General features: G+C 69.7%; 16 protein-coding genes. 8 read left to right on the top strand and 8 right to left on the bottom strand.

Going from position 1 to position 18,636, the window contains the following annotated elements:
• Positions 1 to 83 precede the first annotated feature (83 nt).
• The gene (locus tag OG811_RS20150) at positions 84 to 455 is read left to right on the top strand and encodes a TolB family protein (protein WP_406067882.1); all 372 of its coding nucleotides are present in this window, start codon (positions 84 to 86) and stop codon (positions 453 to 455) included.
• 312 nt (positions 456 to 767) lie between these two features.
• Here the strand turns inward: OG811_RS20150 and OG811_RS20155 are convergent, their stop codons facing one another.
• From OG811_RS20155 to OG811_RS20165, 3 genes are read right to left on the bottom strand one after another with little or no spacing between them, the layout of a single operon-like run.
• Entirely contained in the window at positions 768 to 1,334 is a 567-nt protein-coding gene (locus OG811_RS20155; RefSeq protein ID WP_406067883.1) for a TetR/AcrR family transcriptional regulator, read from the bottom strand.
• Positions 1,335 to 1,385: 51 nt separating this feature from the next.
• The gene (locus tag OG811_RS20160) at positions 1,386 to 1,856 is read right to left on the bottom strand and encodes a hypothetical protein (protein WP_406067884.1); all 471 of its coding nucleotides are present in this window, start codon (positions 1,854 to 1,856) and stop codon (positions 1,386 to 1,388) included.
• Between the two features lie 27 nt (positions 1,857 to 1,883).
• Positions 1,884 to 4,286 (bottom strand): PEP/pyruvate-binding domain-containing protein, encoded by a 2,403-nt coding sequence (locus OG811_RS20165; protein ID WP_406067885.1) that lies wholly within the window; start codon positions 4,284 to 4,286, stop codon positions 1,884 to 1,886.
• A gap of 120 nt (positions 4,287 to 4,406) precedes the next feature.
• On the opposite strand from OG811_RS20165, the gene OG811_RS20170 reads away from it, so the two are divergent.
• Positions 4,407 to 5,063 carry a M23 family metallopeptidase gene (locus OG811_RS20170; protein WP_406067886.1) on the top strand — a complete coding sequence of 219 codons (657 nt, stop codon included), beginning with the start codon at positions 4,407 to 4,409 and terminating at the stop codon, positions 5,061 to 5,063.
• An 85-nt stretch (positions 5,064 to 5,148) separates the two neighbouring features.
• Here the strand turns inward: OG811_RS20170 and OG811_RS20175 are convergent, their stop codons facing one another.
• Positions 5,149 to 6,321 (bottom strand): ROK family transcriptional regulator, encoded by a 1,173-nt coding sequence (locus tag OG811_RS20175; protein WP_406067887.1) that lies wholly within the window; start codon positions 6,319 to 6,321, stop codon positions 5,149 to 5,151.
• Positions 6,322 to 6,411: 90 nt separating this feature from the next.
• On the opposite strand from OG811_RS20175, the gene OG811_RS20180 reads away from it, so the two are divergent.
• The 3 genes from OG811_RS20180 (at position 6,412) to OG811_RS20190 (ending at position 8,608) form a co-directional block, all read left to right on the top strand.
• On the top strand, positions 6,412 to 7,710 hold the full coding sequence (locus tag OG811_RS20180; protein ID WP_406067888.1) for a DUF1479 domain-containing protein: 1,299 nt from the start codon (positions 6,412 to 6,414) through the stop codon (positions 7,708 to 7,710).
• A 367-nt stretch (positions 7,711 to 8,077) separates the two neighbouring features.
• Entirely contained in the window at positions 8,078 to 8,305 is a 228-nt protein-coding gene (locus OG811_RS20185) for a M23 family metallopeptidase (protein WP_406067890.1), read from the top strand.
• A gap of 72 nt (positions 8,306 to 8,377) precedes the next feature.
• Positions 8,378 to 8,608, top strand: a complete 231-nt coding sequence (locus tag OG811_RS20190; RefSeq protein ID WP_406067891.1) for a DUF2188 domain-containing protein — start codon at positions 8,378 to 8,380, stop codon at positions 8,606 to 8,608.
• A gap of 87 nt (positions 8,609 to 8,695) precedes the next feature.
• On the opposite strand, the gene OG811_RS20195 is transcribed toward OG811_RS20190, so the two are convergent.
• Positions 8,696 to 9,718, bottom strand: a complete 1,023-nt coding sequence (locus OG811_RS20195; RefSeq protein ID WP_406067892.1) for a DUF4331 family protein — start codon at positions 9,716 to 9,718, stop codon at positions 8,696 to 8,698.
• Positions 9,719 to 9,885: 167 nt separating this feature from the next.
• Positions 9,886 to 11,139, bottom strand: a complete 1,254-nt coding sequence (locus OG811_RS20200; protein WP_406067893.1) for a family 16 glycosylhydrolase — start codon at positions 11,137 to 11,139, stop codon at positions 9,886 to 9,888.
• A 369-nt stretch (positions 11,140 to 11,508) separates the two neighbouring features.
• On the opposite strand from OG811_RS20200, the gene OG811_RS20205 reads away from it, so the two are divergent.
• Positions 11,509 to 11,907, top strand: a complete 399-nt coding sequence (locus tag OG811_RS20205) for a hypothetical protein (protein WP_406067894.1) — start codon at positions 11,509 to 11,511, stop codon at positions 11,905 to 11,907.
• A gap of 116 nt (positions 11,908 to 12,023) precedes the next feature.
• Here the strand turns inward: OG811_RS20205 and OG811_RS20210 are convergent, their stop codons facing one another.
• The gene (locus tag OG811_RS20210; RefSeq protein ID WP_406067896.1) at positions 12,024 to 13,493 is read right to left on the bottom strand and encodes an aminotransferase class V-fold PLP-dependent enzyme; all 1,470 of its coding nucleotides are present in this window, start codon (positions 13,491 to 13,493) and stop codon (positions 12,024 to 12,026) included.
• The gene (locus OG811_RS20215; protein WP_406067897.1) at positions 13,480 to 15,165 is read right to left on the bottom strand and encodes an ATP-binding cassette domain-containing protein; all 1,686 of its coding nucleotides are present in this window, start codon (positions 15,163 to 15,165) and stop codon (positions 13,480 to 13,482) included. The genes OG811_RS20210 and OG811_RS20215 overlap by 14 nt, the downstream gene beginning before the upstream one ends.
• Before the next feature lie 595 nt (positions 15,166 to 15,760).
• Here OG811_RS20215 and mmsA point away from each other — a divergent pair.
• A complete protein-coding gene (mmsA, locus tag OG811_RS20220) occupies positions 15,761 to 17,308 on the top strand; it encodes a multiple monosaccharide ABC transporter ATP-binding protein (RefSeq protein ID WP_406067898.1) in 1,548 nt (515 codons plus the stop codon).
• Positions 17,305 to 18,594 (top strand): multiple monosaccharide ABC transporter permease, encoded by a 1,290-nt coding sequence (gene mmsB / locus OG811_RS20225; RefSeq protein WP_406067900.1) that lies wholly within the window; start codon positions 17,305 to 17,307, stop codon positions 18,592 to 18,594. The genes mmsA and mmsB overlap by 4 nt, the downstream gene beginning before the upstream one ends.
• Positions 18,595 to 18,636 lie beyond the last annotated feature (42 nt).

Here is an 18,636-nt window from a genome sequence, read left to right on the forward strand (position 1 = left end):
GAGACGGCCGGAGTTACCGCAACCCGGACGTCAACTACTGGGGCGTCACCGTCACCGCCGACGACAACCGCTTCTACGCGACCATGTCGACCGAGAGCAAGAGGTACCTCGTCCGGGGCGACCTGGCCGCCCGCACGGTCGAGACACTGAAGGAGAACGTCGAGTGCCCGTCGCTGTCACCCGACGGCACCCGGCTCGCGTTCAAGGAGGCGATCGACGCCGATCCGGCCAAGGGCTGGCGGCTGTCGGTCCTCGACCTGGCGACCATGCGGGTCACCGCGACGGGCGAGACCGGCAGCGTGGACGACCAGGCCGCGTGGCTGGACAACGCGACGCTGGCCTACACGCTGCGCCAGGACGACGGCCAACCGGACGTCTGGAGTGTCCCGGCGGACGGGTCCGGTACGCCGAAGCTGACGATCCCCGGCGCCGAGTCCCCGTCGCCGCTCACCTGACGGCCAGGACACCTGAACGCCTTGGTGCGGACAGCATCCCGTCATGCCGGATTCCGCGCCGCACCCATCGCCGTTCATCGACGTTCCCGAGGCTGTTGACCATGACAAGGCTGAGTCGCTGCATCTTCGTCCTCAGCGGACTCGTGACCGCCGGCGTCGCGGTGACACCCCGCCAGGGTGCCCGCGCCGCGGTGCCGTACCCCTTTGAACTCGGTGTGGCGTCCGGTGACCCGGGACCGGGGGACGCGGCTCATCCGCTCATCCTGGTCGGTGCCTCCGCGCGTCCGGGGCCAACGCGCAGCTGCGACCCGATCAGCGAAAGAGCAGGTCGAGGTGGGCGTCCAGCGCGCCCAGCGCCTGTTCGGCGGTGTACTGCCCACCCAGCAGGTAGACGCCGAGCCCCTCCATCAGCGCCAGCAGACCGGCCGCGGCGGCGGCGCCATGGTCGTCGGGCAGGACGCTGGCGATGAACGCGTTGAACTGCGCGGTGTCCTCGTGCAGGCCGGGCGCGGCCGACGGTCGCACCGCCGTGTAGGCGAGGAAGGCGAGTGCCACCCGCCCGTCGTCGCGGGTGCGCTCGTCGAGCGGCAGCAGCGCGGCGAGCATCGTCCGCAGCAGAACCTGGGGCGCCGGGTTCTCGCCCAGCCGCGCCACCGCGTCGGTGACCCTGATCTGGCTGCGCTCACGCACCACGCTCAACGCGAACGCCATCATCTCGTCCTTGGTCCGGAAGTAGTGCTGAACCATGCCGGCGGACACTCCGGCCTCGGCGGCCACGTGACGGAGGCTGACCGCCTCCAGGCCCTGATCCGCGGCGACCCGCATCAACGCGTCCGCGATGAGGGTGCGTCGCTCGTGGTGATCGACCTTCTTGGGCATGGCCTCGATCGTTTCACAGTGGGTGACCCGGGCACCTCCGCCGGCGGCGGGTCACCGGCTGACGGTGTGGCTCGCGGGGGTGCCCCGCGCGCTGCGCAGCAGGCCGTCCGGGTCGTCGGCGTACAGGCGCAGCTCGTTCGTCGGCGCGGACCCGCCCTTCGGCAGGTCGAAGGTCAGCGGCCGGCGCAGCAGGACGTCGATGCTCGTCTGGCTGCCGACCGCGATGGACACCACCCGACGGTCGCCCTCCTGCTCGGCCTGCACCGATCTGCTCGACGGCAGCGAGCGGTAGCGCTTGCGCAGGGCCTCGATGTCGGTCCACGGGATCCAGGGGTCGATGCCCGAGCTGAGGCGTACCCGCAGGCCCCGGAGGTAGCCGAACGGCTCGTCGCCGGGCTCCAGCGGCAGTGGGCGGCGTCGCGCCCACACGTACAGGCTGCGCCACGTAGCGGCTTCGGCCTCGCCCGCACGGCGCAGTAGCGGGCCCACCCGCGCCCTGGTCGGTGCCTTCGTGTCGGTCATGGTCGTCCTTGTCGCCAGGGCCGGCGGTCAGTGGACGGTGACGGTTCCGGCGCCGCCATCCACGGTGACGAGCTGCCCGGTGGAGATGCTCCGGGTGGCGTCCGGCACGCAGATGACGGCGGGAATGCCGTACTCACGGGCCACCGTCGGGCCGTGCGCCATGATCGCGCCGGTCTCGGTCACCAGCGCCGACGCGGTGAGGAAAAACGGGGTCCAGCCGGGGTCCGTGGTCGCGGCGACCAGGACCTCGCCCGGTTCGACGTGCGCGGTGCCCGGGTCGTGGACGACCCGGGCGGGGCCGGTCACCCGGCCCGCCGACGCGCCGACGCCCGTGAGCGTCCCATCGGCGGCTGGCGCCCCCGGCAGCACGGTCTCGACATCCGTGCCGTCGGAGAGCAGCGCCACCGGCACGGTCCGACGCCGCAGCTCCCGGCGGTGCACCGCCCGTCGGGAGGTGACCGTCCCGCGCAGGTCGACACCTTGGTGTACGACGGTGTGCACCTCGTCGAGGGTCAGGAACATGATGTCGTCGGGCTGCTCCAGCAGCCCGGCGTCGTGCAGGTCGGCGCCGATGAGCAGCACTTGGCGGCGCGTCTCGCGCAGCGGGTACAGCCCGGCGAACTTGCCGGCCTCCCGCAGGCCGGCCAACGACCGCGCCCGGCGCAGCAGGAAACCGGCGAGAGTGCCCCGCACCGGCCGCCGACGGCGGGCTCGCGCGACCAGCTCCCGCAGCGCGTTCTCCGCTGCCGCGGCGGCCCGCTCGAAGCGTTGGTCGGGACCCTGCTGCGGATCGGTGACCCGCAGGTAGTTGGCGACCGCGGCGAAGACGGGTGTCGGGTCCTCCGCCCAGCGTGGCACGCCGAGGTCGACTTCGGCGGCGCCCCGGTGACCGTAGGTGTCCAGGAAGGCCGCCATGCCGATGTCGGGCAGCGTTCCGCGCAGGTAACGCGTGGCCAACTCGGTCGGTGGGGTGTCGAGGAGAAGCTGGCGGTGGTCGCCCACGCCCTGGGCGAGCCGCCACAGGGCCAGATCCATCTCGATGGTGACGTTGTGCGGCATGCCGCCCAGCACGGCGTGGATCTCGTCCGGGCCGGCGACACCCTTGAGCAGGGCGGTCGGCAGCGCGGCGGCGAGCATCCCCGCGACGATCGGCCACATGATCGCGTCGGCGTTGTCGTCGGCGTCGCGCGCTTGGAGGAAGCGCAGTCGGTCGGCGGCGGTCCGCAGGTCGGCGGGGGCGGCTGATCGTACTCTGATCTGCTCGATCGCCTCGAACATCCGGGCCCGCGCGGCCTCGGGATGGGCCAGCGCGCGCAGGATCCCCACCACCGCGCGGCCGGCCGTCCGCAGCGACGCGGCCCCCGGCGCCCCGCCGCGCGTCGCGCGGTTGCCGGTCGGGGCGAACCGGGGGTCCGCCAGCACGTGCTGCATCACCGCCTGGGCGCGCGGCCCGAAGTCGACCGCCAGGAGCTTCACCAGTCGTTTGCGGGACGACCTGTCCCGCGCCAGGTCGGTCAGGTCGCCGTAGAGGCGGCCGCCGATGTCGACGATCTCGACCCGTACGCCGAGCGTGGCGAGCATCGCGGCGATCTGCGCCCGCAGGGTCGACATGCCCATCGGGGTGACCGGCTGCAGCATGCCCTGGACGTGCCCGAACTCCAGGTAGACGCGGGGGAGAGGCTTGTCGGTCTCCGGTGGGAGGGGAAACAGGCTGGTGATCGGCCGGGACTGGAGCAGCCACCGGACGTCGTCCGCGTCGATCGCCCACTCGACGTCCTGCGGGCAGCCGAAGTGAGCCTGCAACCGCTCGCCGGTGGCCCGGAGGTCCGCCAGGTGTGCGGACGTCAGGCATCCGGAGTCGTGGCGCGTGACATCGTCGAGGACGTAGTGGTCGACGGCCGTCGCGCCATCCACCACTGTGGTGCCGAGGCCCGGAGCGGCGTCGACCGCCATCTCGTCACGGCGCCCGGTCAGCGGGTTCGCGGTGAACAGCACTCCCGCCACCACAGGTGTGATCATGCGTTGCACGACGACGGCCATCCGCACCGCCTGATGATCGATCTGGCGGGCGTCGCGGTAGGCGATCGCGCGGTCGGTGTGCAGCGAATCCCAGCACTTCTCGATGGCGGCGATCAGCTCGGTGGTGCCCGTGACGTCGAGGACGGTGTCCTGCTGCCCGGCGAAGCTCGCGTCGGGCAGATCCTCGGCGGTGGCGCTGGAACGCACCGCCACCGGGCCGGCCCCGAGTCGCTCGTACGCGGCGACGACCTCGGCCAGGGGGATGACGCCGAGCCGGTGCGCCTCGGTGGTGACGCAGAAGCCGTCGGGGACCCGTTCGCCGTGCCGGATCAGCTCGCCCAGCCCGGCCGCCTTGCCGCCGACCAGGTCGATCATGTCGGCGGCCACCTCGGACAACGCGATCACGTGCATGGGAGCCCACTCTCGTTGCAATACAACTGCATTGTATCTGACCGTACCCGTTTAACGATGCGACTGCAATGTCTCCTTGCTCGGGTGCGGCCCGGAGCCGGGCTGTTGCCGGGATCTGCCATGCTCGGGCCGGTGACGACCGGCCGCCCCACCAGAGCCCGTTCCCACCGCCGCCCGCGAAGCCGGACCCTCCGCCTCCTTCTCGCCCTCGTCGCGGTGGCGGCCCTCCTTGGCATCGCGATCGTCGCGGTTCCGATGCTGCGACCGGCCGGGCCGCGCCCGCTCTTCCAGCTGCCGGTGGCCTGTGGCGAGACGTGGCAGCTCAGCACCTACCCCGGCCACGACGACTACGACGTCGACCTCTTCCCGACCGAGGGCGAGGCGTGGGGGCGGCCGGTGCTCGCGTCGTACGCCGGCACGGTCACGGTGGCGGGCGTCAACGGGTCGCTGGGCGGGCGCACCCCGGAAAATCCGGAGGGCCCGCGCGGTCGCGGCGGCGGTTACTGGGTGAAGATCGATCACGGTGGCAAGTGGGAGACGCAGTACCTGCACATGCTCGAACCGCCGTTGGTCCAGGTCGGGCAGCGGGTCGCCCAGGGTGAGCAGATCGGGCGGCTCGGCAGCACCGGTAACTCCGGCGCGCCGCATCTGCACTACGAGCAGCGCCGCGGCTGGGAGAAGGTCGAGACCCACTTCGACGGGGAGCCGTCGGGTATCACCACCGACGATCGCGAACTCATCCTCAAGCGGGCGAGCAACAACTGCGCATCCGGGTGACCGCCCGCGCCGCCAACCGTCTCCTGAGGACGACATCGGCCACGTGCTCTGTCACCGAGCGGCCACCATCACACCCCTCACGTCATCAGCCGAATTCGTGGTCCTGCTGGTCGGGGAACCGGAGGGGCGCCGAGGGTGCCGTTCGTTGGGGGAGGGCGATGATGGCCGAGCGGAGACGGTCGAGGGCTTCGGCGCGGGCGCCGGCCAGCGACGGTTCCTCCGTCAGCCGTGCCGGGCGTACCTCGACATGGCGGGGCATCCGGGTGAAGGCCGTGGTGACGGCGTCGAGGATCGCCGGGTGGCTGCCCCAGGGGCCGCCGATGAGGACCAGTCGCGGATCGGTGAGCGCGACGATGGCGGCGAGCACGCCGCTGACGGCCTGCCCCAGCGCCTGACGATCGGCTCCGGCGAGCTGACGGACGCGATCGACGTCGATGGCCGTCGTGCCGGCGCGTCGCAGGTCGAGGTCGGCGAACACGTCGATGAACCGGGTTGCCTGGCCGCGGGGGCCGATGGTCACCAGATGCGCGATCTCGCCGGCGACTCCGGAGTGGCCGCGGCGTACCTCGCCGTCGCTGACGATCGCGCATCCCAGGCCTTCGCCGAGGAACACGTAGGCGAAGTCGCCCAGGCCCGTCGGATCGGTGTCGCGTTCGGCCTGCGCCGCCCAGTTGACGTCGTTGTCGACGACGACCGGGCCGGCGACCTGTGGCGTCAGCACCTCGACCGGGTCGAGGTCGCCGAGCAGGAACGGTGCGTCGGGCAGTCGGACCAGGCGGCCACTGGCGCGTTCCACCGGGTCGGCGGCGCTGACGACCGCCAGTCGGATGGCGTCACCGGTGCCCTCCCGCGCCTGCGCGACGGCGGTGCGCAAGGCGTCCGCCACCTGCTCGGCCCGGGCCGGTCGACTGATGTCGTGCCGGGTCCGTCCGAGGACGTCGCCGTGTGCACCGATCCGCTCGACCGCCACGCCGTCGGGAGCGATGCTGATGGCCAGGGCGGTGCCGACGGTGTCGGCGAGGGCGTAGTACGAGCCGACGCGACCCCGGCCGCGCCCGCCGGGTGTCCGTTCCCCGGTGTCCACGACCAGGCCGGCCTCGGTCAGCCGGCGCACGCTCTCGCCCACGGTGGGCTTGGACAGGCCACTGCGGGCCGCCAGGTCGGCGCGGGTCAGCCGCCGCGCCCGCATCAACTCCCGCAGTACGTGCTCGTCGGTCAGCGTGCGGAGCAGCTCCAGCGAGGGCTTGGCGATGGTCACCCCCCGATTCTAGGCAGGAGTCTTGCCTAGAAGGGTGCCCGACTCATACAATCTTTGTAAGAAGGAGCCCTAACTAGAAGGAGTCGCGCCATGAACGCCCAGCCTGCCCCGGCCGTCGCCCCGCTCCCACCCCTGCCGCACTGGGAGTCGACCCCGGACGACCTCCCCGCTGCCATCCGCGAGGTCAAGGCCGCGCTGCAGGAGCGGATCGAGGCCTCCGGCCGTACGGTCGAAGAGGTGTTCGCGGTCGTCGAACGGCGGGTCCAGACGAAGGTCGACGAGATCATCACCGCCAGGGATCGCGGCGAGACGATCTGGCCGGTCATCGATTACGCGGACATCGAGGCCGGCACCGTGCCGGCGGAGGCCCTGTCGAAACTGCGCCAGCGCGGCTGCCTCGTCGTCCGCGGCCACTTCGACCGCCAGCAGGCCCTCGACTGGGACCGCGACATCGTCGACTACGTGGACAGCAACGGGTTCACCGACGCCTACCGTGGCCCCGCCGACGACTTCTTCGGCAGCGTGGGATCCACGCCCGAGATCTACCCGATCTACTGGTCGCCCGCCCAGATGCAGGCCCGCCAGAGCGACCGGATGGCCCGGGTGCAGGCATTCCTCAACCGGCAGTGGAAGCACGAGTCCGAGGGCGTGCGGTGGTTCGACCCGAATCGCGACTCGCTCTACCCGGACCGGATCCGCCGCCGGCCGCCGGGCGCCGACTCCAACGGCCTGGGCACCCACCTCGATCCCGGCACCCTCGACCTGTGGATGACCGAGGCGTACCAGAAGGCCTTCCGCCACCTCTTCGACGGCACCGTCGAGCAGTACGACCCCTGGGATGCGGCCCACCGCACCGCCGGACCGCAGTACCCCGGCACCACCATGTGCTCGGCCTTCCGCACCTTCCAGGGCTGGACGGCCCTCTCCGACATGGACCACGACCAGGGGGTGCTGCACACCGTCCCGATCCCCGAGGCGATGGCCTACCTGATGCTCCGGCCGCTGCTCGCCGACGTGCCCGAGGACGACATGTGCGGCGTCACGGTCAACCAGGTCTTCCCCGCCAACGAGGCGTGGCACCCGCTGCTCATGCAGGCCATCGCCGGCATCCCCGACGTCAAGGCCGGTGACTCCGTCTGGTGGCACTGCGACATGATCCACGGCGTGGCACCGGTCCAGGGCCAACAGGGTTGGGGCAACGTCATGTACATCCCTGCCGCCCCGTGGTGCCCGCGCAACGAGCGGTACTCGGTATCCGTCCGGGAGGCGTTCCAGGCCGGGTCCAGCCCGACGGACTTCCCGGCGGAGCACTACGAGCGCAGTTGGCCCAACCGCTTCCAGCCCGGCGACCTCAACCCCACCGGGCGGCGCGGCCTGGGCCTCGACTGATCGCCGACCAGCCGACGCGGTCCCGTTCGCGGCGGGCCCGCCGTGCTCGGCATCGCACTGGTAGTGGTGCCGCTGCTGCGACCGGCGGGCCGCGCCCGCTCTTTCAGATGCCGGTCGGCTGCGGCGAGACGTGGCAACTCGGCACCTACCCGGGCCACGACGACTACGACGTCGATCTCTTCCCGACCGAGGGTGAGGCATGGGGGCGGCCGGTGCTCGCGTCGTACGCCGGCACGGTCACGGTGGCGGGCATCAACGGGTCGCTGGGTGGCCGTACCTCGGAGGACCCGGACGGCCCACGGGGGCGCGGCGGCGGTTACTGGGTGAAGATCGACCAGGTGGCAAGTGGGAGACGCAGTACCTGCACATGCTCGAACCGTCCCTGGTCAAGGTCGGTCAGAAGGTCGCCCAGGGTGACCAGATCGGGCGGCTCGGTAGCACCGGCAACTCCGGCGCGCCGCATCTGCACTACGAGCAGCGCCGCGGCTGGGACAAGGTCGAGACCCACTTCGACGGCGAGCCGTCGGGCATCACCACCGACGATCGCGAGTACACGGTCAAGCGGACGAGCGGCAACTGCCCGGTCGTCTCCTGAGGGCTGCGGTTTGTCCGGCCCGGCTCTGGGCACTGATTCGGGGGACAGTTCAGACGCAGGGAGGAGCCAGCCATGGCCAAGGGTGACGTCGACACGTACCACGAGGACGGGCAGTGGAAGAACAAGCCGGAGGGCCACCAGCGGGCCAGCAGCACGCATGACGTGAAGGCCGACGCGCAGGCCCAGGGCCGCGAGATGGCGGCCGACCGTGGCGTCGAACACGTGATCAAGAAGCAGGACGGCACGATCGGTGAGAAGAACACCTACCCCCGCAGTCGTGACCCCCGGGACATCGAGGGCTGACCGCCTCCGCTTCCGACGGACTGATCTCTTCGGCGACGCCGAGGGGGTCAGTCCGTTTTCGCGGGTCCGCCAGCCAGCCCAGCAGATTCAGGCCGGGACCACGTACGGGAACGCGGCGGCACGGGCGGCCTTCGTGACGTCCGAGGTGAGACCCGACGTCGTGCCGGTGTTGAGGACCAGCGAGAACATCACCTCGGGCGCGTTGTCGGCCATCGTGCGGCCATTGCGGACCGCGAAGCCGTAGTTCGCGGCCGTGCCGACCTTGTACGTCAACAGGTCGGGGTAGAGCTGCCGGGCGACGCTCCAGCCGTACGCCTGGGGGTCCGGTGCGGTGCCGTTCGCCGCGACGACACCGGCGACCGCGTGCGCGATCTCCTCGCCGCCTTCGGTGAGGTCGCTACCGGGGTGTCGGAAGTTGGCCGGATCCGAGAAGTCGGTGTCGTGCGGCCAGAAGATCGGCCACATCATCGGGTGGCCGGCGCGGTTGATCTGACGCCATCCGCCGGCGTCGGTGGCAAGCAGCGTGCGACACCACACACCGATCTCGGTGCCGTCGCGCAGCAGCGGCTCGTCGTGGGAGACCTCAAGGACGATCGACTCGACGGTCGTGCCGGCGAAGCTGTTCTTGGCCTGGTCGACCCGCCACGCTGAGCGGTCGACCCGTGAACCGTTCTTGACCGCGCCGTTGATGGTGGCGAGTTCGCCGAGGTCGACGAAGAAGGGGTCGGTGATCCGCCCGGCCCAGATCCGGACGTTGCCGCCGGTCGACACCTCACCGGTCCGCCCCTCGGCGATGGGAGTGCCCATCGCGGCGTCGTCGCGGGCGTCCGCTCCGGTGAGTTCGTACAACTGGAGGGTCTGCTTGGCGTCGCCGTCGGGCTCGCCGAAGGCGAATCGGTAGGTCAGATCCTCCATCTCGGCGCCGTTGATGTGAATCTTGAATTCGTAGCGCGCCTCGGCGTGGAAGCCGCGCTTGATGTCGGCCTTGGTCACCGAACTGTTGACGTCCATGACGAACACCGTGGCGCGGTCGCCGTTGAAGACGTACAGGTCGTCGATGTACAGCTGACCGCCCTGGGCGGCGAGGGGCGTGTCGAGATGGTGCGACATGTACTTACTCCCGGAACTGCCGGATTCTGGACTAATCCGAACATAGTGGGTGTAAGCCTGCTGTCTCCGTTCATTGGACTAATCGGGGCCTCAGCAGAGAGGGAGCGCACGGCGGTGGGCCGCCCGAAAGCTGTTCCCGGACGGCCCACGCACTCGTGCCCGCGTCGTCAGATGCGGGACCACTTCTGGTTCGCGGCGCCGATGCAGTCCCACAGGTGCAGCTTGCCGCCGTTGTTGGGGTTGGCTTCCCGCACGTCCACGCACTTGTTGGCGTTGAGGTTGACCAGGTCGCCGGCGGCGTTGAGGGTGAACCGTTGCGCCGTGTTGCCGTTGCAGCTGACCAGGTTGACCTCGGTGCCGTTGGCGGTGCCGGCCCAGGCGGGGTCCATGCACTTGCCCATCGCGCGGATGGTCCCGTCGGAGGCGAAGGTCCAGCTCTGGGCTGCCGTGGTGTTGCAGTCCCAGATCTGGAGCTTGGCGCCCTCGACCGGGTTGGCGCCGGGGATGTCGATGCAGCGACCGCTCTGCGCTCCCCTGATCCGGCTGGTGCCGGGAGCCGGGTCGCCCCCACCCGAGGTGTAGCTGGACACCCGGACGTAGTCGACGAGCATCTGCTGCGGGAACTGGGTGGAGCCGTCCGGGTAGCCGGGCCAGTTACCGCCGACCGCCACGTTGAGGATCATGAAGAAGGGGTGGTCGAACACCCAGCGGTTACCGCCGAGCCGGGCGGGGTCGACCCGGTGGTACTGCACCCCGTCCACGTACCAGGTGACCACGTTCGGCTCCCAGTCCACCCGGTAGGTGTGGAAGGCGTCGGCGAGCGGAGCGCCGAGGGTGCGGCTGCCCGTGATGCCGCCGCCGCCGGAGTAGCCGGGACCGTGCACGGTGCCGTAGACGGTGTTGGGTTCCCGGCCGATGTTCTCCATGATGTCGATCTCGCCAGCGTCGGGCCAACCGCCGCCGGTGCCGAGCATCCAGAAGGCCGGCCAGATGCCCTGACCACGCGGGATCTTGATCCGGGCTTCGAATCGCCCGTACGTCTGGGTGAAGGTGGCCGCCGTCAGCAGCCGCGCCGACGTGTACTCGCAGCGCCCGTAGTGGCACTGGTAGTTGGCGGGGTTGTCCCGGCGGGCGGTGATGACCAGGTTGCCCTGGCCGTCGTGGACGGCGTTGCTGGTGCTGTTCGTGTAGTACTGCCGCTCGTTGTTGCCCCAGCCCCCGCCGCCGATGTCGAACCGCCATTTGTTCTGGTCGACGGGCGTGCCAGCCGGGGAGTTGAACTCGTCCTGCCAGGTGATCGGGCCGATGGCGGCCTCGGCCCGGTCGGGATGCGCCGGGACGAGCGCCGACGCGGTCGCGACGAGGGCGACCGCCAGGAGTACGAGGGGGCGAAAGCGGAGGCTGGGTCGGGCTGTGAACACGGGAGGCTCCTCAGCGTGGAGGGTGGCGGTGGCTGCGTACGGGGGTCAGAGAGCGCTCTCTAAAGTGAAGCATGTCGATATGATGTCTTTTTGTCAAGAGTGTTGCCAATAGCGCGACCGTCCGTCACCGCCCGATGCCGGCCAGTGGGCAATGGTGTGCGTCGGCGTGGTGTCGATCGATGTTTCCGAGGTGGACGACGGTGCTGCATCGAAAAAGTCCGATCCGTCCGAGTGTTACTCGATAGCGGTCGAATCGACCCTTCCTATTGCCGTGGGGCGTCCACCCGGGACAGGATGGCGAGGCGTGCCGGAAACCTCCTCGTAACCTGCGCGCTGCTGGTCTCTGTCACAAGGAAGTGGGAGTCAGTCATGAGCGACGCGTCGACGGCACTGGGTGTGCGCCTCTACCCGGACCTGGTCGAGCGGGGTGGTCTGGCCCCCGCGCTCCTCGAAACCGCTACCCGCCACGGGCTCGACGTCGGTCGGGTGACCGCCCCCGAGCAGGGGCGGGCCCGGTTCACCTGTGCCGAGCTGCACTCCGACCAGGGCGTGGTCTGCGTGGGGCTGGGATCACAGGCCCGATACTTCATGATCGACCTTCGGATCGCGGGCGAGGTCCTCGCGCGGGGCGACGTCATGGACCTGGTGCAGGTCGCCCGGGTGGCGGCGGCCTGGCAGGCCGGGATGACGATCGCCGAGCTCCCCGTCCGGTTCCCGTTCATGGAGGAGATCAAGCACCGCTCGGTGCCGGTGGCCCAGGTCAGCTAGCGCCTCGATCGCGGAGGCGACCGCCTTCTACGGTTCTTCGTCCGGGACCCGAGCCGCCACGTCCTGAACATCCTCGCCCACCCGCAGGCGTGCCGGACGCACGACGACTGGGCAGGTCAGCAGCGCAGCCGGGGCGGCAGAGGTGCGTCGGTGCCGACGTCACGGTTCAGATAGGTCGACTGGACGAAGGCGACAAGGCGTTCCGCGTCGGTCGCCGTGGAGGCCAGTCCGAAGGACACGCGGACCGCACCACCCGTCGGCAGGCGCAGCGCAGCGAGGTACTGGTCGATCGTGTCGACCCGCGCCAGCAGTCGCCGTCGCATCGATGCCCGGCTGATCCCGAAGGCGCCCTCCGCCGCGCCCGGGTTACAGAAGCAGCCGGTACGCAGAGCGAAGCCCGCCGCCGCGGATTCCCGCGCGACGAGCCGCTCGTCGACCAGGGTGCCGTCCGGGTGGCGGAGGTTGAACGTCACCGTGCCGCCGCGCCCGGCGCCCGCCGTCGGCCCGTACACCTGGACCAGCGGTCGGCCGCTGTCGTGCCGAAGTGTGGTCAACCGCTCCAGCAGCCATTCGGTGAGCAGACCGACCCGGGAGTGGACGAGGTCCACGCCGATCGAGTCCAGCCAACGCAGTCCGAACTCCACGTCCGGGATGCTCAGGAAGTTGAGCGTGCCGTCCTCGAACGCCGACTCGTCGTCCATCGATCGGTGCCAGTCGCCCTGCACGCTGACCGCCCGGATCGTGCCGCCGGCGAACCACGGGCGGCGCAACCGGGCCAACGCGTCGCGGCGGGCCAGCAACGCGCCGACCCCGGTGGGGTAGCCGAAGAGCTTGTACCAGCTCAGGCACACGAACTCCGGCCGGACGACGCTGAGGTCAAACCGGTTCGTCGGCGCGAAGGCGGCAGCGTCGAGCAGCACATCGTAGCCATGCTGGTGGGCCAACTCCACCCAGTTCAGCGGGTGCTGCACCCCAGAGAAGTTGCTCTGCGCCGGGTAGGCGAACAGGCCGCGGCGACCCGTCCGACCCCACCGCCCCGTCAGCCCGCCCCGGCCGGCGTCGAGCACCGTGACCAGGTCCGACTCGGCGACCCGCAGCTCCGACCCACTCAGCGGTACGTAACGTGTGGACGCGCCGGACGCCCGGGCGTACTCGCGGATGCCGTTGACCGAGTTGTGGTTGTCCCAGGTCAGCACGAACGGCGAGGCCCGGCCGAAGTCGTACGCCTCGCCGACCAGTCGGCAGGCGCCGCTGGCGTTGGGGGTGAAGACAACCGTGTACTCGGCCGGGTCCGCGTGGAAGAAGTCGAGCACCGCGCGTCGGGCCGACTCCACCAGCGAGCCAGCCGCCGCACTGGTGGGGTTCTCCGAGTGTGGGTTGCTGTACAGGCCGGCGAGCAGCCGGTCGTGATGTTCGCGCACCTGGGCCTGTGCTGCGACCCCGGCCCCGGCGTAGTCGAGGTACACCTGCCCGTCCCGGTCCAGGTGTCGGTACTCGGTGGCGCGCAGGTCGTCGATCCGGGCGGTGGCGGTGTATCCCGGCAGCGCCGTGGGGGAGGTGTGCGGGGCCGGCTCAGGTCGCACCATGGGAGTCCCGTCGCACGAGCACCGCCCAGGTGGCGCCCAGGAAGAGCACCACGAAGCCGCCGAGCACCAGCCAGTTCACCCACACCGGCCGGGAGAAGGTGTCGCCGTACGTGGCCAGCAGCGGCGGGCCGAGCGGGGAATTACCATCGCGCCAGAGCCGCTCCACCCCTGCGGTGTGCCCCAGGCCCTCGAACGCCCATCGGTTCGACATCGCGTAGCTGAGCCACTGCCCGCCGACCGCCATGGCCGGCACCGGCAGGATCGCGCCGACGAACAGCACCTGCGGGAAGCAGAGCATCGGCAGCATGAGCGTCGCTTGGGCCGCGTCGGACACGGCCGCGGAACACAGCAGACCGAGAGCGAGCGCTGCCGCCGAGGAGAGCAGCAAGGTCGCGTACAGGGCGGCGAACTCGGGGCCGTCGACCGGAGGCAGCCTGTCGGTTCCGCGCAACACCCCGAGCAGGGCCAGGTCCACCAGGGCCAGCAGCGGCAGCAGCACCGTGACCTTCCCCATCAGGTACGGCACCAGCCGGACACCCGCCAGCCGCTCCCGACGCAGGATCGGTAGCTCGGTGCAGATCTGCAGTAACCCGTAGGTCAGCCCGAAGAAGAAGCCGCCGAACGCGATCCAGAACAGGATCATCACGGTCACCGTCGGGCTCGGCCGTGTCGGCTCGAACGCTCCTGGACGGAACAGCAGCGCGAACATGCCGAGCACCATCAGCGGCGAGCCGAGCAGGATCGCCAGGGTCAGCCGATTGCGGACGACGATCTCCGCGTTGCGCACGGTGAGGACGACCCACTGGCGCAGCCGCCTGACCTGCCTGGGCGCTGGCGCGGCGATGCCACCATCGTCGATCGTGCCGGCCGGCGGGCCGGCGTCGCGCTGCGCGGCGAAGCGATCGGGCCACTCGGCCGGATGCGTCGCCTCGTCCAGCCGCAGGTGCACCTCGACCAGGGACCGCAGGCCGAAGAACTCCCGGGCGGCGGCCGGCGTGCCGGTGAACGCCAGACGGCCCTGGCGGGTCAGCACGACGACCCGGTCGCAGCGGTCCACGTCGGTGATCTGATGGGTGGTGAGCACGACGGTGGTCCCCGCGTCGGCGAGCGTGCGCAGCACCCGCAGCAACTCCACCGCGATCGCCGGGTCCAGCCCGGAGGTGGGCTCGTCCAGGAAGAACACACCGGGCCGGGTGAGCAACTCGACGGCGATGCTGGCGCGTTTGCGCTCACCGCCGCTGAGCAGGCCCACCGGCACTGCGGCCCGTTCGGTGAGCCGCAGCTCGGCGAGCACCTCCGCGACCCGCTCGCTGACCTCGATCGACCCGGTCGTCAAGGGGAGGCGCAGTCGGGCGGCGTACCGCAGGGTGCGGGCCAGGGGCAGCTCCCGGTGGATGATGTCGTCCTGCGGGACGAAACCGATCGCGCCAGCTCCGGCGACGCCGTCGTATGTCACGGCGCCCGCCGTCGGTCGCCGTACCCTGGCGAGTATCTCCAGCAGGGTGGTCTTACCGGCGCCGCTGGCGCCGATGATCGCCACCAGTTCGCCCGGTGCGATGGCCAGCGAGATGGTGTCCAGGATCTGAAGACCGCCCCGGACACTCTGGCTCAGACCACCGGCAGCGATGCCGACGCCGGCACGTGAGGGAGACGTGGTCTGCTCGGTCGTCATGACGAAGTCCCGATCCGGTCGGTGAGTGGTCCGTCTGAATATCGTGCCTCGCCGATGTTACTGAACAACGGAACAGTGTGCCGTACGGTCCCGATCCGCACTTAAGGGACGTTAAGGCGCTGACCGTCTCCTGGTGTCTGGCGTGTCCACGTGCTCATCGTCGATCCACCCCGCCGGCAGAGGCGTGGGTCACACGAACCGGCGGCGCTCGTCGTGGCGTCCTGGCTGCGGCGCTGGGGCCGGGTGCCCAATCAAGATCATTCGATGGTGGCGGGGGCGCGGTTCGCTGCCGTTCGTCCGGCCCGTCGCGGGTTGTGCCTGGTGGGGGGCCCATCGGCAGCGACCCGAGCTGATCGACGTGTGGTCGCCGGTCGACAACGTTGCCACGGCCGGGCACAGGTTCCGGGAGGGGCTGCCGGGGCGACTGTGACGGGCGAGCACTGTACGGCGTCTATATTGCCGGATTGTTACATTTTCAACAGGCCCTCGCCTTGCAGATGAGCCGTCCGCCGCAATACGTTGCCGTCAACAACAAAACCGAGTGAAGGTCAAACCTTCCGGAGGCAACGATGACGTTGGCGAGGTGGTGCGAGCGATGAGCGACGTGCCCATCCTCCTTGAGATGCGTTCCATCACCAAGGAGTTCCCCGGAGTCAAGGCCCTCTCCGACGTCAACCTGGTGGTTCGCGCCGGCGAGATCCATGCCATCTGCGGCGAGAACGGCGCAGGCAAGTCCACCCTGATGAAGGTGCTCAGTGGGGTCTACCCGCACGGCACCTATGACGGCCAGATCGTCTATCAGGGGTCGGAGAGCAAGTTCTCCGACATCCGGGCGAGCGAGAGCGCCGGGATCGTGATCATCCACCAGGAGCTCGCGCTCATTCCGGGTATGTCGATCGCCGAGAACATCTTCCTCGGCAACGAACCGCGCAAGCGGGGCGCGATCGACTGGAAGGCCGCGAACCGGATGGCGCTGGACCTGATGGCCCGGGTCGGTCTGCAGGAGGACCCGGACACCCTGATCAAGGACATCGGGGTCGGCAAGCAGCAGCTCGTGGAAATCGCCAAGGCGTTCGCCAAGGACGTGAAGCTGCTCATTCTGGACGAGCCGACCGCGGCCCTGAACGAGGCCGACTCCCGGCACCTGCTGGACCTGCTGCGCGGCTTCCGCTCGCGGGGCATCACCTCGATCATGATCTCGCACAAGCTGAACGAGATCGAGGCGATCGCCGACCAGATCACCATCCTGCGCGACGGCCGGACCGTGGAGACCCTGGACGTCAAGGCGGACGGGGTCGACGAGGACCGGATCGTGCGGGGCATGGTCGGCCGTGAGCTGGGCAGCCGATTCCCGGACCACACTCCGAAGATCGGTGAGGTCTTCTTCGAGGTCCGCGACTGGAACGTCCGGCACCCGATCTCCGCCGACCGGCTGGTTTGCAAGAACGAGAGCTTCGTGGTGCGCCGCGGCGAAATCGTCGGCTTCGCCGGCCTGATGGGCGCGGGCCGCACCGAGCTGGCGATGAGTGTCTTCGGCCGCTCCTACGGGGTGTTCGAGTCAGGCACGATCATCAAGGACGGCAAGGAGATCGTTCTGAAGTCGGTCGCGGACGCGATCGACAACGGGCTCGCGTACGTCAGCGAGGACCGCAAGGCGATCGGCCTCAACCTGCTCGACGACATCAAGACGTCGACGGTGGCGGCCAAGCTGTCCAAGATTTCGCACCGCGGCGTCCTGAGCGAGGTCGAGGAATACCAGGCGGCTGAGGCGTACCGCAAGGAGTTGCGGACCAAGGCCCCGACGGTCGACGAGAGCGTCTCGAAGCTCTCCGGCGGCAACCAGCAGAAGGTCGTCCTGGCGAAGTGGATGTTCACCGACCCGGACCTGCTGATCCTCGACGAGCCGACGCGCGGCATCGACGTGGGTGCCAAGTACGAGATCTACGGCATCATCCAGCGGCTCGCCGACCAGGGGAAGGGCGTCGTCGTCATCTCCTCGGAGCTGCCTGAGCTGCTTGGGCTCTGCGACCGCATCTACACCGTGTTCGAAGGCGCCATCACGGGCGAGATCGCCCGGGCGGACGCCACCCCGGAAAACCTCATGAAGCAGATGACCTCGACGAAGAAGATGCTGACACGATGAGCCGATTGAAGGACCTTCAGAAGAACCTGTTCGGAGGCACCACCTCCAACGCTCGCCAGTTCGGGATGATCTTCACCTTGGTGGCGATCGTCGTCCTGTTCCAGATCCTGACCGACGGCCTGACCCTGCGGTCGGACAACCTGATCGCGCTGTTCCAGCAGAACTCGTACATTCTGATTCTGGCCATCGGCATGCTCATGGTGATCGTCGCCGGGCACATCGACCTCTCGGTCGGCTCAGTCGCCGCCTTCGCGGGCATCCTGGTGGCCAAGTCGATGGCCGACTGGTCGCTGCCCTGGCCCGTCGCCATCCTGTTCGGCCTCGGGGTCGGCGCGCTCATCGGCGCCTGGCAGGGCTTCTGGGTGGCCTACATCGGGGTCCCGGCGTTCATCGTCACCCTGGCCGGCATGCTGCTGTTCCGCGGTGGCAACCAGTACATCGGTAACGCCAACACGATCCCGGTGCCGGAGGGCTTCCGGGAGATCGGTTCCGGTTTCCTGCCCGAGTTCGGCCCGAACACCGGCTACAACAACGCCACGCTGCTGCTCGGCCTGGCCGCGGCGGTGGCAGTGGTGTGGCGCGAGATCCAGGCCCGCAAGACCCGGCGGGCGATGGACGCCGACCCGGCACCTATGTGGATCTCGATCCTGCGGATGGCCATCATGGTCGGGGTGATCGCCTTCGCGGCGCTGCGCTTCGCCAGCGGTCGCGTCGGTACCAGCTTCCCGATCTCCGGCATCATCCTGCTGGTCCTGGTGATCGCATACTCCTTCTACACCCGCAACACGGCCGGTGGCCGGCATATCTACGCGGTGGGCGGCAACTCCCGGGCGGCCGAGCTGTCTGGCGTGAAGCTCAAGCGGGTCAACTTCTTCGTCATGATGAACATGTCCGTCCTGGCCGCGCTGGCCGGCATGATCTTCGTGGCCCGTTCGGCGGCCTCCGGACCGCAGGACGGCAACGGCTGGGAGCTGGACGCCATCGCCGCGGTCTTCATCGGTGGCGCGGCCGTCTCCGGCGGTATCGGCACCATCAGCGGCTCGATCGTTGGTGGTCTCGTCATGGCCGTGCTCAACAACGGTCTGCAACTGATGGGCGTCGGCACCGACCGCGTCCAGATCATCAAGGGCCTGGTCCTGCTGCTGGCCGTCGCGATCGACGTCTACAACAAGAAGCAGGGGCGGTTCTCCATCATCGGGAGTCTGATGCGACCGTTCCGTCGCGAGGACTCCGCCTCACCGCCGAACGCGGAGCGCGAGCCCGCCAAGGCAGCGGTGTCCGGCTGACGGCCACCGACCTCTCCACCCGTTCCAACCTTAGAAAGGCAA

The sequence above is a fragment of the Micromonospora sp. NBC_01638 genome, assembly GCF_045209745.1.
In the GTDB taxonomy this organism is placed as follows: domain Bacteria; phylum Actinomycetota; class Actinomycetes; order Mycobacteriales; family Micromonosporaceae; genus Micromonospora.